Source organism: Pelagicoccus sp. SDUM812003 (assembly GCF_031127815.1).
Lineage (GTDB): Bacteria > Verrucomicrobiota > Verrucomicrobiia > Opitutales > Opitutaceae > Pelagicoccus.
Window position 1 is genome coordinate 1 of record NZ_JARXHY010000031.1, and the last position, 13,150, is coordinate 13,150.

Annotated in this window: 20 protein-coding genes; all 20 read right to left on the minus strand. The window is 45.6% G+C overall.

Annotation, left to right across the window (positions count from 1 at the left end):
* Window positions 1–142: 142 nt before the first annotated feature.
* The 20 genes from QEH54_RS22005 to QEH54_RS22100 all read right to left on the minus strand — a co-directional run bounded on the left by QEH54_RS22005 (window position 143) and on the right by QEH54_RS22100 (window position 12,993).
* Window positions 143–718, minus strand: a complete 576-nt coding sequence (locus QEH54_RS22005) for a hypothetical protein (protein ID WP_309020882.1) — start codon at window positions 716–718, stop codon at window positions 143–145.
* 593 nt (window positions 719–1,311) lie between these two features.
* Window positions 1,312–1,671, minus strand: coding sequence for a hypothetical protein (locus QEH54_RS22010; RefSeq protein ID WP_309020883.1), 360 nt, complete (start codon window positions 1,669–1,671; stop codon window positions 1,312–1,314).
* 85 nt (window positions 1,672–1,756) lie between these two features.
* Window positions 1,757–2,128 carry a hypothetical protein gene (locus QEH54_RS22015; protein WP_309020884.1) on the minus strand — a complete coding sequence of 124 codons (372 nt, stop codon included), beginning with the start codon at window positions 2,126–2,128 and terminating at the stop codon, window positions 1,757–1,759.
* 74 nt (window positions 2,129–2,202) lie between these two features.
* Window positions 2,203–2,571, minus strand: coding sequence for a hypothetical protein (locus QEH54_RS22020; protein WP_309020885.1), 369 nt, complete (start codon window positions 2,569–2,571; stop codon window positions 2,203–2,205).
* 850 nt (window positions 2,572–3,421) lie between these two features.
* Window positions 3,422–3,841 carry a hypothetical protein gene (locus QEH54_RS22025; RefSeq protein ID WP_309020886.1) on the minus strand — a complete coding sequence of 140 codons (420 nt, stop codon included), beginning with the start codon at window positions 3,839–3,841 and terminating at the stop codon, window positions 3,422–3,424.
* Window positions 3,842–3,920: 79 nt separating this feature from the next.
* The gene (locus tag QEH54_RS22030; RefSeq protein WP_309020887.1) at window positions 3,921–4,394 is read right to left on the minus strand and encodes a tetratricopeptide repeat protein; all 474 of its coding nucleotides are present in this window, start codon (window positions 4,392–4,394) and stop codon (window positions 3,921–3,923) included.
* 74 nt (window positions 4,395–4,468) lie between these two features.
* Entirely contained in the window at window positions 4,469–4,861 is a 393-nt protein-coding gene (locus tag QEH54_RS22035) for a biopolymer transporter ExbD (protein ID WP_309020888.1), read from the minus strand.
* A gap of 85 nt (window positions 4,862–4,946) precedes the next feature.
* Entirely contained in the window at window positions 4,947–5,384 is a 438-nt protein-coding gene (locus QEH54_RS22040; protein ID WP_309020889.1) for a hypothetical protein, read from the minus strand.
* Between the two features lie 35 nt (window positions 5,385–5,419).
* Window positions 5,420–6,130, minus strand: coding sequence for a hypothetical protein (locus QEH54_RS22045; protein ID WP_309020890.1), 711 nt, complete (start codon window positions 6,128–6,130; stop codon window positions 5,420–5,422).
* 73 nt (window positions 6,131–6,203) lie between these two features.
* Window positions 6,204–6,782: a hypothetical protein gene (locus QEH54_RS22050; protein ID WP_309020891.1), complete on the minus strand. Its 579-nt coding sequence runs from the start codon at window positions 6,780–6,782 to the stop codon at window positions 6,204–6,206.
* A 71-nt stretch (window positions 6,783–6,853) separates the two neighbouring features.
* The gene (locus QEH54_RS22055) at window positions 6,854–7,291 is read right to left on the minus strand and encodes a hypothetical protein (protein ID WP_309020892.1); all 438 of its coding nucleotides are present in this window, start codon (window positions 7,289–7,291) and stop codon (window positions 6,854–6,856) included.
* A 35-nt stretch (window positions 7,292–7,326) separates the two neighbouring features.
* Window positions 7,327–8,001, minus strand: coding sequence for a hypothetical protein (locus tag QEH54_RS22060; protein ID WP_309020893.1), 675 nt, complete (start codon window positions 7,999–8,001; stop codon window positions 7,327–7,329).
* 86 nt (window positions 8,002–8,087) lie between these two features.
* Window positions 8,088–8,522, minus strand: a complete 435-nt coding sequence (locus QEH54_RS22065) for a GNAT family N-acetyltransferase (RefSeq protein WP_309020894.1) — start codon at window positions 8,520–8,522, stop codon at window positions 8,088–8,090.
* Window positions 8,523–9,483: 961 nt separating this feature from the next.
* A complete protein-coding gene (locus tag QEH54_RS22070) occupies window positions 9,484–10,218 on the minus strand; it encodes a hypothetical protein (RefSeq protein ID WP_309020895.1) in 735 nt (244 codons plus the stop codon).
* Between the two features lie 79 nt (window positions 10,219–10,297).
* On the minus strand, window positions 10,298–10,795 hold the full coding sequence (locus QEH54_RS22075) for a hypothetical protein (RefSeq protein WP_309020896.1): 498 nt from the start codon (window positions 10,793–10,795) through the stop codon (window positions 10,298–10,300).
* 81 nt (window positions 10,796–10,876) lie between these two features.
* On the minus strand, window positions 10,877–11,272 hold the full coding sequence (locus tag QEH54_RS22080; RefSeq protein WP_309020897.1) for a PIN domain nuclease: 396 nt from the start codon (window positions 11,270–11,272) through the stop codon (window positions 10,877–10,879).
* Entirely contained in the window at window positions 11,269–11,475 is a 207-nt protein-coding gene (locus QEH54_RS22085) for a type II toxin-antitoxin system VapB family antitoxin (protein ID WP_185660191.1), read from the minus strand. The genes QEH54_RS22080 and QEH54_RS22085 overlap by 4 nt, the downstream gene beginning before the upstream one ends.
* 73 nt (window positions 11,476–11,548) lie before the next feature.
* Window positions 11,549–12,118: a hypothetical protein gene (locus QEH54_RS22090; protein ID WP_309020898.1), complete on the minus strand. Its 570-nt coding sequence runs from the start codon at window positions 12,116–12,118 to the stop codon at window positions 11,549–11,551.
* A 32-nt stretch (window positions 12,119–12,150) separates the two neighbouring features.
* On the minus strand, window positions 12,151–12,606 hold the full coding sequence (locus QEH54_RS22095; RefSeq protein WP_309020899.1) for a hypothetical protein: 456 nt from the start codon (window positions 12,604–12,606) through the stop codon (window positions 12,151–12,153).
* A 144-nt stretch (window positions 12,607–12,750) separates the two neighbouring features.
* Window positions 12,751–12,993, minus strand: a complete 243-nt coding sequence (locus QEH54_RS22100) for a hypothetical protein (protein ID WP_309020900.1) — start codon at window positions 12,991–12,993, stop codon at window positions 12,751–12,753.
* Window positions 12,994–13,150: the final 157 nt, after the last annotated feature.

Sequence of the window (13,150 nt, forward strand, 5' to 3'; positions counted from 1 at the left end):
CTACTGTTCCGGCAAACGAGAAGGAAAGCAAAGAGGCAAAAGCGACTAGAGTGATTGTCTTTTTCATTCTTCCTAACGTGAAAGCCATACGCGGAAGTCAGCGCGGAGCGCTGGCTGGAGTTGTATGGGCTGACTGGTTCTCTCAATGCATTATTAATATGTCGTTGTTGCTCGAATCGGGAAGAGTTGAGGCGTCGATCAGGCAGATCGCCTGGACCTCCGATGAAACCTGGCTTCGTGAAAGCCGAGATTCCAAGGGGCCTAAGAGCGAAATAACCTTCTCGTACTTTTTGCTTCCGAATCTCACAGATCCGATACCGACGCCTAGATGCTGAGTCTTTAGCTTTATCGAGAACTCGCGCAAAGTTACGTCACTGTACGAGATGGGAAACAGGCCCTTGGGAATCGGATCTCTAGACCAAATCCACCTTATAGACTCCCTCTCATCAGAATCGGATTCTGGACCACCTGGTTTCTTCTTCTCGATTATGCCGATAGCAACTATTGAGGTTCCATCGAAGTGGGTGTCCCAAAAGGTTTCGGTCTGTTGTACTTCGTAGAGATAGTTCGCTTTGGATAGGGGCTCGAACAACTCGATTTCGGCTCTGAAATGATCGGATATTTCCTTCTGTCTTTCTTCTGACGGTTTCGAGAAAATGGAAGTTGAAGTAGCGAAGGCGAGTAACAGGATCGCCGAAAAGTAAGGTTGGGTTTTCATTGGTTTGTTTTTTAGAGAACGTGAAGGTCATACGCGTAGGTCAGCGCGGAGCGCTGGCCGAAGTTGTATGGACCGACTGGATGGACATTATTTTCTGGGTTTTGGGGTCTGAATTTCTGTGAGCTAACTCTCTTCGAATTCTGCTAGATCGTCGAGTCTTCGCACATGAGGTTTTTCTTTTTGGTCGGGATAGGACAGAGCTGGATCGTCGAAGTCGTCAGTGCAGGAGTTTTCTTTGTTATTCTGATCTTTTTTTCTTCGAGGTTGTCGTCGGAATTTTCGGAAGGGATTCCGTGTAAAGGGGCTTTGATCGTGAGACTCAGACCTATCGTATTAGGATTTTGGGGATTTCTAAATACGATTCCTCCGGTTTGTTCAAATAGTCGATTTTTCAAAAATTTTCGATCCCTTCGGGGTAAGCGTAACATTCGTTACGCCATAGTCGCTTCACTCATTTTTTCGTCCATCGTCAAAGTGATACGCGAGGGCCTAGAGGCCCGTTGAGACAGTAGTTGGGTTGATTTGCCCTTGCTGCGTCCACAATTCGGGGCGTTTGGCCCGAGTTGTATCGACTGCCTTGTTCGACCATTTTTTCATCTCTCTATCTCGCACTTTGGAATTGAGGATTTGAGCTTCTCGATGCCTGAATCAGTGATGCCTTCACAGAAGCTAATATCTAAATATTTCAGTTTCTTTGCTTTTGAAAGTGCGAGTAGTCCTTCGTCCGTAAGTTTGGTGGACCATTCGAGATCAAGCTCTTGTAATTCTTTTAGCTTGGATAGTTGTCTGACGCCAGAGTCGGTCAGATTGGTGTTGTTTCCGTTTGTACGTATTCTTTCGATTTTTGGATACGCGAGTAGGTTTGGAGCTAGCTGATCATCGAGTCCATCAACGACTACTTCTGTTTCGTCATTCGAAATGGAGATCTTCGATTGTTCAGGATCTGTTTTCATTTTTCGTCGAACGTGAAAGCCATACGCGGAAGTCAGCGCGGAGCGCTGGCTGGAGTTGTATGGGCTGACTGGTTCGAATTATTTTTTAGGTTTCAACCAGATCAACCTTCTCATTCGTTTTGTAAATCCTATCACCAACTACCTTCACTAGCTTTTTTGTTTCGGTACTATAGAAGATGTCAGCATTTCCAGAGGCCAATCTTAGATAGCTGCTTCTTTCCTCATTCCAGCTTTCGGTCGTTATTTCTGTGTATTCAGACTCCTTGGCCAATCTGAAGAATGCCATAAGATCGAATGGCATTCTGCTCACACCTAGTTCGTCGAAATTCTCTGGAATCGCGACAAGTGATATCTTGAATTCTACGGTCTCTGAATCCTGATTGGCAAACTCGGATTGTGTCGTGTTGCATCCCGCGAAAAGGAACAAGGATGCGATTATGGGGTATGTTCTTCTCATAAGTTTCTTCGAACGTGAAAGCCATACGCGGAAGTCAGCGCGGAGCGCTGGCTGGAGTTGTATGGGCTGACTGGTTAGGTTTTTTTCTTCAAGAGATAGATCCGTAGCGTGTAGCCAACTGAGTAAAGTAAAATTCCGAAGATGAAAATGGGGTATGAATCTTTTCGGTCATGGGGACCGTACAGACCTGCCCACGGTGCGACGAAGATGACAGCACCACATATGAGGGCACCGAAACCTGCATGCGTAATTCCATTAGTTATGGTTGTCTTGTTTATTTCCTTTCGGAAAAGCCAGAAGAGAAATATTGCTGAAGAGAAGAACCAAATTGCTAGTGCATTGTAGGGTTTTAGCAAAATAACTGTAACACCGAGTGCTATCATGATGATCGGGAAAGACAGAGTCTTTGCAGATTCATCTTCAGTTTTGTTCGTCTTTTTCATTTTCACCTAACGTGAAGTCCATACGCGTAGGTCAGCGCGGAGCGCTGGCCGGAGTTGTATGGGACGACTGGATGGACATCATTTTCTAGGTTTCGGGTTTTGGATTCCTGTGAGCTAACTCTCTTCGAATTCTGCCAGATCGTCGAGTCTTCGCACATGAGGTTTTCTTTTTCGGTCGGGGTAGGGCAGAGTTGGATCGTCGAAGTTCTCAGTGCAGGAGATTTCTTTCTTTTCTGTTTCTTCGAATTGGTCGTCGGGAATTTCGAATCGGAGTCCGTGTAAGGTGGCTTTGATCGTGAAACTCAGACCTTCGTATCAGGATTTTGGGGATTTCTAGTTTCGATTTTTTCCGATTGTTCAAATAGTCGATTTTTCAAAAAAATTCGACCCCTTCGGGGTAAGCGTAACATGCGTTACGCCATAGTCGCTTCGCTCATTACTTTCGTCCATCGTGAAGCTCATACGCGAGGGCCTAAAAGACCGAATGAGCAAGTGGTGGGGTGGAAATGTCCTTGCTGGTTCCACAACTCGGGCGCTTGGCCCGAGTTGTATGGAGCGACTTGTTGGGCTTATCTTCGTTGCGTCTCATTCTTCCTTTAAGGTCTCTTCAAAGACTCTGATCTGATGAATTTTTTCGAATGATTGTCTTCCAGCATCCGTATCCACACAAATGTTACGGCATTCGCAAACTGCCGCGTATTCTGGGAAACTATGGATGACTCCACCACATATCTGACACTCGTAATACAAGTTCGTGCCAGAGGGTAACGTTGTCGCTCCGGGTCGAATTTTGATATCGAGGTAGTTCTTCATGTTTGATTCTGCCCAACGTGAAAGCCATACGCGGAAGTCAGCGCGGAGCGCTGGCTGGAGTTGTATGGGCTGACTGGTTCGACCTATTTTCTTTTAGTATTCTTTGTAGCTCAATCATCTTTTCTTCGGCTAATCTCCAGGTTCCGTACTGACTCCATATAGACTGATTCTTCATTTCATAAAATGTGTATCCATTTTCAGTCGGATGAAATACTTGAATCGACATGTCTCCTGCGGCGAAAGTGGTCGATCCGTGTGCATAGCCATGATCTATGAGTTCAGCTTCGTTTAGTAGGGTTAAGATCTCCGATATCGTACTCTTTTCAGTGATTTCGAAACCGTCACCTCTTCGATCCTTCACTACAATTGAGGAGACTGTTGTTGCTTCGGGAAATACTGGAATCGTAGCACATCCAAACATGAGAAGTGCAAGAGTTGCTAAAATTGCAGTTTTCATTTTTTCGTCGAACGTGAAAGCCATACGCGGAGGTCATCGCGGAGCGATGGCCGGAGTTGTATGGGCTGCCTGGTTCTGCCTAATTTTTTTCTTCTCTTTCGATCTCATTCTTAAGTGTGGCTGCGAATTCAGAACCAAGCTCTTCTAGTCTTTTTTGATCTTTTTTCGCTGATTCGAAATCTCTCTTGTAGACGTAGGCTCCACCTCTGGCACTTATGACCTCATCGGCTGTGGGCTGGGCTGCAATCGCTCGACTGTATAACTCAATCGTCTTATCGATCTCATCGTATGCCCAATGGACGTTCGCTAACATGACAAGTGCTTGAACGTTTTCTGGATGTAAGCGGATGGCTTCTTCGAATCTTTCTTTTGCCTTTCCATATGCTTCGATTTGTTCCTTAGATGGTCCATCCATAGAGAAACCAGTTCCTTCAGCGACCATCATGAACTGGTATCCTTCTCTAAATACACGGTTAGATTCCACGATTTCTTTCTCGGTAGCGGCGTTTGCTATCGTGGCGAAGATGAAAAGTGCTGAAATCAATTTTTTCATTTTTTGCAGAACGTGAAAGCCATACGCGTAGGTCAGTGCGGAGCGCTGGCCGAAGTTGTATGGGCTGACTGGTTCTACCTTTCTTCTTTCATTTTCATCTGGATGTTCTCAACACCCATTGTTTTCGCCATATCCATGATTTCCATAACTCTACTTACTAGAGCTTTAGAATTCGGATCGATCACAACTCTTTTGGGCTTCTGGGTTTCCACTTCAAGTAGAGCTCGAAAACGTTCGTCATCCAATTCTCCTTCTTCTGTTCTTAGTTGCCCGTTTGATTCGATGAAGACCGCGATCGTATGAAACGCCTCATCCTCGTGATCTCTAAAGTCATCGAATTCCTTTTGGCTCATGCTGCTCTCAACTGTGGTTCCATCAGGGTTATGGCGTGTGATTTTCACTTCGCCACTATCGGAACATCCAGTGAGAGCTAGAACTATCAGAAGAGCTAGAATCGGAATTTTCATTTTCTGTAGAACGTGAAAGCCATACGCGGAAGTCAGCGCGGAGCGCTGGCTGGAGTTGTATGGGCTGACTGGTTGGACCATTCTTTCATTTCATTTTCGAGAGTCTATTCTGAAACTCTTCATTGGAGATTTCTCTGACGATCTTCAGCTTTTCATGGTCCCAATCTCCATCTGAATCACATTCTAAATCGTCAGCCAAACTAGGAACTCCGGAATCGAAAAGAACACTCCAATATGGTGATTCATCATCTTTGAACATTTCGTCTGCTGTCACAACTCGGCATCCCAAATCTCTGGAAAGCTTTTGGATACCAGAAACGAATTCTTTTCTTTTCTCTAAAATCTCCATTTGGAAATCTAAGTCACTCCATCCATTGGACCGTTGGTTGTAGACGACCGTCATCTTTTCTTCCTTTGCTTCTGAAAAGCAGGATCTCACCTTGAGGTCGGACTCAGCGAAAGCAGCTCTCAGAGCGATCTCGAGATCGCCAATGGGGTAGGGCTTGTCGATTGCTGCATCCATTATTTTTTGTCCAACGTGAAGTCCATACGCGTAGGTTAGCGCGGAGCGCTGGCCGGAGTTGTATGGGACGACTGGTTCGCACCTCTTTTTATTGTGGATTTCAAGTGCTCTAGAGCTAGGTCAGGTAGAAGAACTGCTTGAAAGGCAACTTGCTGGTTCTCTCCATACCAGATCGAAACTCTCTTCTTATCAATCGAAGTCTTCTCGATTGCTTGGAAGGGTATCCTTCTAGGCTTCTGTATCCATCTTTCTATAGATAGTTCTTCATCATTCGATTTTATTTCCTTTGGCGTTCCAACCGCTACGGCAAGCAACTTTGCCGAGAGCGCCGAAATCAGAATGGATGCCATTACAAGTTTCGTTTGGATTGAGGAGAAATCGGCGAAATAGACGAAAATCATCGTAGTGATGAAAAGTAGGTATCCAAAGTAGGAAGTAGCTAGAGAAACAAGTGCGACCCTCGGGTAGGATCCAAAACTGCATCTGAAGTGCTCGTTTGAGTCCAAGAAAGAGTAAGTCTCTTCTTTTTCGGTCGTGAACAGGAGTTGGAATCCATAGATTCCAATGACCGCAAAGACAGCTAGCATGCTGGTGTAGAAAATCGGATTCTCGCCAATAGTAACTGTCTCTTGGCGACTGGAATCTCGGTAGTGAGCGAAAGTGAAAGAACCGTCGGAAAGTGCATTCCAAAAGAGGATCGCTGAAAGTGCGATCAAGATGATTCCTCCTATTTTTCGTCCATTCATTTTTTTTGCGAACGTGAAAGCCATACGCGTAGGTCAGCGCGAAGCGCTGGCCGGAGTTGTATGGGCTGACTGGTTAGGACCATTTTTTTTCATATTTTAGTGAGAACGAGTCTTCTACAAAATCCGATATTTCGTTCTTTGTGGGTTTTGTGCTCCATTTCTTTTTATTTTTCTTCAGTTCGCTCCTTGCTGCTTCCATTCTTGGAGATTCATCTGTTGCCGAGAGTAGAATACCTTCTTCAAAAGTAAGTTCATAAACGTGCTTGTAGCAGTGCGGCCTGTGGAAACCCATATGAACATAGAAATCGTGCAGAAATTCTCTACACAAAACGATTCCACCAGAGTAACTTATGGGAAGCGATAGGTCTGAATAAAGCCACTGGCGATCATGCTTGAAAAACTCTCCTTTCTTGGGAGCAACGCCTCTCCATTCTTTAGCGAGTATCCCCTCAACGCTCACGTAGAAATCTTTGAGTCTTAGTTCTTCTTTGGCTACCTCGTATCGACAGTGGAAACCTCTCCAGCAAGCCGTATGCACGCACTTAGGCTTGAATCCTTCCTTTGTGGGATCAAATGGCCATTCGTTCTCTATTGCGTTTATGGAATACTCTTCGCCTTCCCACTCAACGAAATCTGATATCTGTGCGGTCATTTCTTCCTAACGTGAAAGCCATACGCGTAGGTCAGCGCGGAGCGCTGGCCGGAGTTGTATGGGCTGCCTGGTTAGCCTCTTTTTTTAAGTTCTTCCAAATCTCTTCTACAGGCTCTTATAAATTTATGATTCTCGGATTCGTTCGGATCTTCGATTCTATCGGGCGCACCTTTCTTTTCCTTCTCAAGATGAGATCTAGTTGCCTTTTGTACGAGACCGTTTGCTGTTGTCGTAACTTCCTCGCTTGCGATTAATCTAATTTGCATAAGCAAGTTGTATGCATTCGAGAATTCGCTCACTTGGTTGGTTTTTCTGTCGATCGATAGCAAAACCAAACGTCCAATCTCGGATATAAATGCAGAGTAGAGATTTTCTCGTTTTTCGATTTCTCTTTTGAGTCTTTCGTTTTTCCATTCCTTGGATTTGAGACTATAAGTTGTCAGGAACGAAATTAGTCCGCCCACAATGGATCCGACTAGAGCTGAGATTGCTGGTATCCAATTTTCCATTTTTCTTTGGCTAACGTGAAAGCCATACGCGGAAGTCAGCGCGGAGCGCTGGCTGGAGTTGTATGGGCTGACTGGTTAGCCCCTCTTTTCAGTTGGAACTTTTCGCTAAATACCGTTGCGAAAGAGAATCCAGCTACCTGCCAGAACCAAACGCTTGTAACGAGGAAACCGACCCCGAACGCGATAAAACCTGAGAAAGAAATCAACAGAGCTGAAATAGCGATAGACCAAGCTTGCCAATAAGCTGAGCCACCCTGAAAGACTCTACGCATCGCTTTGAGCGGATCGAAGACTTCGCGGGTATCGAAACTGAGGCAATAGTGGGACATGTAACCTGGAACAGCTATCGTGGCTATAAGCCAAAGAAATGCTGAAACTGGGTAGAGCCAATCTATTTCTAAAATATAGGCTAAGGCGTAACAGAGAACGGCTGGAGCGTGGTACTCGACCATACCGAGAAAAGTAATCGTTCCATGTTTTAGAAGGCTAGGGTAGTCGTTCCATGCAGGCCAAGCCGAAAGCCCGTTCTGCATGCGATGAGTCATCATGATTCTGTGCCCCATGTTTAGTATCCAGCCAACGAACGGTACGAACAGCCAAATGGCTCCAATCACAAGCTCACGTCGTGCGGACTTGGATTGAAGCGGGAATCGGAAAGCAGAACGAAACCCGAGAGGAGTGGCTAGGCCGATTTTCTGATCTGTATCCATTTTTTTGGCTAACGTGAAAGCCATACGCGGAAGTCAGCGCGGAGCGCTGGCTGGAGTTGTATGGGCTGACTGGTTGGGCCTATCTTTCATTCTACTTTGTGGCTAGTCCACTCCGTGCAGGCTTTCCAGAATAGACAGTTATCGCTTTCGAAACCAGAGCTCTCGTAGAATCCGAAAGCTTCATCGTTGGAAACCGTCACCATACTGATGTCGGCAAATCCTCCTGCAGCTTCGTGAATCCGATTCGTAAGCTCGGTGCCAATACCTTTCTTTGTGTGTTCCCGATCGATTCCGAGATCTGTCAGGAAAAGAAAGTAAGCGAAATCCGTAAGCCCAAATGCCACGCCAATGAGCGTTCCATTGTCGTCTCTCGCTGAGATCGACAGAGAGTGATTCTTTAGAGTCTTTGTGACTCTTTCCTTGAAGCGTTCCTTCGGATACTGGCTTCCGAGATCAGTCCTCTTGAGGAAGTCGTGGTACTCCTCGAAGGAAATGTTCTCATCTCGATGATAGGTGATCATTGTTTTCTGCCCAACGTGAAAGCCATACGCGGAAGTCAGCGCGGAGCGCTGGCTGGAGTTGTATGGGCTGACTGGTTGTGTATTCTTTCTTCAAGTAGGTCGTGTAAACTACTTCCATCCTTCGTGAAGAAAATGGCGGAAGCCGCCAAAATGGGATAGGCGAAAACTACCACTAGGAGAATCAATTCGATTTGTGCCACAGTATGGAAGAAGGAGTCGGAAACAAGAATCTCTCCAACTTCTTCGTTATTCGCTAGTGCGGATGCATCTATCAGTGAATCTTGTCGCGTAGTTCTCAAATAGGTCGTGAAAGCAAAAAGAAAACTCAATCCTATCAAAAGAGAGTACCGCTTCAAAAGTCTGATAAGTCTTTGAGATCTACCCTCTGGGTATCGAACTTTACGGAGAACGATAAGCTCGCCGATTCGATGAACTCCTAGTAGAGCTATGAAAAACTGAAACATCGTATGAAATGCTGGAATTCCTGCGAAAGCTGGGAGATAACGTCCCAAGGTTCCTGGTAGGGAAAGACCGAATACGAACAGGAAGATCGAACCGCTCGTTAGTCCATCAATCGCGATTATTGCAAGGCTCTGTCTCCAAGTGGGATTCATCTTTTTCTACACAACGCTGAAGTGTCACGCGGAGGGGGCGCAGCCCCCGGAGTTGTGACGACTGACTGGATATGTGCAGTCGCTTTGGTCTCTCTTCGAGGTCTGAGTCGATCTCACTTCAGTCGTCTTCATTTTTGTTTGGTTTGTGTGGTTCCAGTGGAGGATCGGATCCTTCCTTCTTCGTGCTGATCAATTCTTAGCGATGCAGGATCAGTTCTTCTCTTCTCGGTGCGGGTTCATCATTCTTGGCGTTGCAGGAGTTTCTTTCGTTCCATTTCTGCTGCAGGATCATCCTTTCTGCAGTTCGATCATAATTCTTCACATATCGCTGAAGTGATACGCGGAGATCAGTCGCGGAGCGACTGATCGGAGTTGTATCGACTGACTTGTTCACCTCTATTCATTCTCCATGCCCTTCTTCCAGAATGACCAACTACGAAAACGGCGTCGAATGTCGTCTCGCAACTAACTCTTAAATCTGAAAGGGCCGAATCGATAAGATCGAGATCTTCGTCGTCGGAGAATCCAACGTAATCGTCAATGTATACAAGGAGAGCAGTTCGATCTGGATAATCTTTCTCAACCTTTTTCTCCACAGAACTAACCATTCCTTTGATTTTATCGACGACGATTTCCGTGGAATGTCGTGCTTCACTTTCTACAACGATTTCCTGACCTGTTCGTTTGGTACCGGTTACAGATACCCGTCCAATCGAAGAGACGCTTCCATGCTTCAGAAAATACTCCATTCGGAGATTTTCTTCATAATTCATGTCGGCTGCAGTTATTTCTATGTACTTGAATGGTTCTGAATCGTCACCTTCTACTTCAACGTCATAATTTTGGTCTCCGACCAAATTTCTGAACTTCAGGGAATCCCAGTTGTCGCCAAAGATCTGGAGCAATCTGTAAACAGGGAAAACCTCCTCGTATACTTCCTTCGCGATTCCTTTACGCAAGAGGATCTCTTTTTTGTATTTTCTGTCGACGAATGTCTTATGAAGGAAGCGTTCGAACCACGCGATGAACTCCTGTGGAGTCCGGAATTGTTCGATTTCTTCCTTTGTGATTAGGTCATTCATTTTTTGGTGAACGTGAAAGCCATACGCGGAAGTCAGCGCGGAGCGCTGGCTGGAGTTGTATGGGCTGACTGGTTAGGTGTCATTGTATTAGTGTGAAGAAGCCAATTAGCGCTCCTAAAATGAAGCAGATGAATGAAGCATAGGGAAATGCGTAGTCAAAAAAATCACTCACTGCCAATTTTTCGTCTTCTTCATTGATCTCATTCCATGTTTTTTTACCTGATCTAAACTCTGAAACTAGTCTTCTCCAGTTCTTGAATACTTTATTCAAATGATGGAATTGCTTGGCTCGACTGATTCCCGAAAAGATGACTCCAAGTACAAAAAAGGCTAAGGCAAATTTTGAACCTAATCCTATTTTGTAGACTCCGGACGTTCCTATGAATGCTAGAGTTGCCACAGCACCGCCTGCATTCGTCAAGAAAAGGTATTGTAAGGCGGAAAGAGCTGATTCCTTTTCAAGCTCGTACAATTGTTCCCAACGCTGATTGATGCGTGAATCTAGGAGATGATCTTGTCTAGGGCGATTCAGACGGAGGTCAGCTTCGGATAATGCTTTTGCGAGTTCTTTTCCCATGATTTCTACCTAACGTGAAAGCCATACGCGGAGGTCAGCGCGGAGCGCTGGCCGGAGTTGTATGGGCTGACTGGTTGGCTCTCACTTCTTTTCTGTGATTACGGGGTAATGGCTGGCGATGACTTCGAAATCTCGATCTTTGTGAAGTACGGTAGCTCCTGTCTCAATCGCGGTCGCTGCGATCAGGCAATCGATGATGCTTCTAATCCTGAAACCTTTTCTCTGAAGCTCCTGGTATATCTCAGCTGCCAGCAATGTCGTGGATCGTTTCTGAGAGGCTAGAACAAGGGTACTGAACTCCTTCTCTATTCTCTCTCTTCCTTCTCTGCTTCTGATGCCTTGGATGATTTCGAGGAGGATCATTTCAGTGTAGAGTAGGGATTCTCTGTCCCCGAGCTTCTCTTTGAGTCTCTCTTTAGTCCAATGTTCGCCGCCTTCCAAAAAGTCGATCCAGACACTCGTATCGACAATCGTCATCTAGCGAATCTTCCCTTTCTAAGTTCATCGAGATCTCCCTCCCACTTGAATTTGCCTTCAAGCGCCAGGATGCTCTTCTGGTCCTCCTTGCGTAACAGCTCTCTGAGAGCTAGATCCACGAGTTCTCGCTTCGTGCGTAAGCCGGTGATCTTCAGTCCCTTGCTTACGAGCTTGTCGTCTAGGTTGATGTTTGTTCTGCCCATACACCTAAAACTATGGAACAGGTGTATTTTGTCGATTCCTTTCTTTAGTCAACGTGAAAGCCATACGCGGAAGTCAGCGCGGAGCGCTGGCTGGAGTTGTATGGGCTGACTGGTTGAGCAGGTCTTTCTTACTAATCCAAGGAAAAAACCTTTTATCGAATACAACTTTGGTGTTCTTCTCAATTTTCTCCAAAAAATTGGGACTAACTAGACTTGTGGTTAAAAATCTTTTACCGTCTTTCGTATTTATAAATATGTGGAAATAGGCATCCCATGGCAATCTGAAGGCCGATGATTTGTTGTGTAAAGGTGAGCAAGTCACTTCGTAACTTTCGATTTCCTCATCCTTTAAGATCACCTCTCTTTTCTCGCTTTCTTGAATGCGAATACGCAAGTACGCATCCTTCCACATAGTGTTACCACGGTTTTTCGTATAGTTTAGGTGTAAAGCAAATCCGTAAATTGTTGGTGGGGCCGTCACGCTAAGTATAGCTACTAGGAACTTAGCGAACTCTATTGGATCAAAAGGAGTGACTTCTATTAATACCTTAATTATTAGGTAGATGACGAAACAGGGTACTGCTGGCGTGAGTCCGAAGCCCAAATGGATTAGGTGCTGCGATAGTGTGATTTTGGTTTTCAATTTTTGCTCAACGTGAAAGCCATACGCGGAGGTCAGCGCGGAGCGCTGGCCGGAGTTGTATGGGCTGACTGGTTGGGCTTAATCTTTATTCCAGCCTTTTTGTATCGAGAGTATGGATCAACTCCATCCCAATCAGCCGGCATGTCCTTGGAAAGCCCTGCTTTCTTCAGAACCTGTGTATGTTCGTCTTTTGTGAGTTTCACGCTTACTAGAAACTGATCCAGAATCGACTGAATTCTCTCTTTCGTGTATTCGCCTTCGTGAATCTTGGAAACTATGACCTTCATCGGAACTGCGTGATCAATGTCATTCGCAGATGAGTCCCTTGATTCGAGACTTTCTCCAATCAACTTCGGCTTTATTCTTCTTAGGGTCGCTCTAAGAATTCTATTTGTCGCTCGTTCGGTTGTTCGTCCTTTTTTGAGACCTTCGAGTAGCCATACCGCAAGATCGACGACTTCAGATTCGAATGGAGTGTAGGTTCTCATTGTTTCTATTCTGCCCAACGTGAAAGTGATACGCGAGGGCCTAAAGGCTTGTTGAGAAAGTGGTTGGGTGGATCTGTCCTTGCTGCGTCCACAACTCGGGGCGCTTGGCCCGAGTTGTATCGACTGCCTTGTTAGAAAAAATATTCATCCGATCCAAAGTCTCCCTGAATTCGCATCCTTGAGAGTTCCGCTAACACCCTTCCTCAGTTCTTCGATTTTTTCTTCTGTTGTTTCGCAATAGTTCGCTATCTCGTTGGGCATAGCATTTCCCCCAATTCTTTCCAATGCGAGGCAGAAGGATATCTGTTCGTTCGTTAGCTTCGATGTATCGCCAGCCCAGATACGCAGCCCGTCTATTTCTTCCTTTTGTGCTTCTATGATTTTCATCTTCTAACGTGAAGGTCATACGCGAGGGCTCTGAAACCGTCGTGTAGGAAGTTGTGAAGATACGTCCTTGCTGCTGCCACAACTCGGGCGCTTGGCCCGAGTTGTATGGACCGACTTCCATGAGAAGGCACTGCAAGTTAATAATATAAAGGAGTTC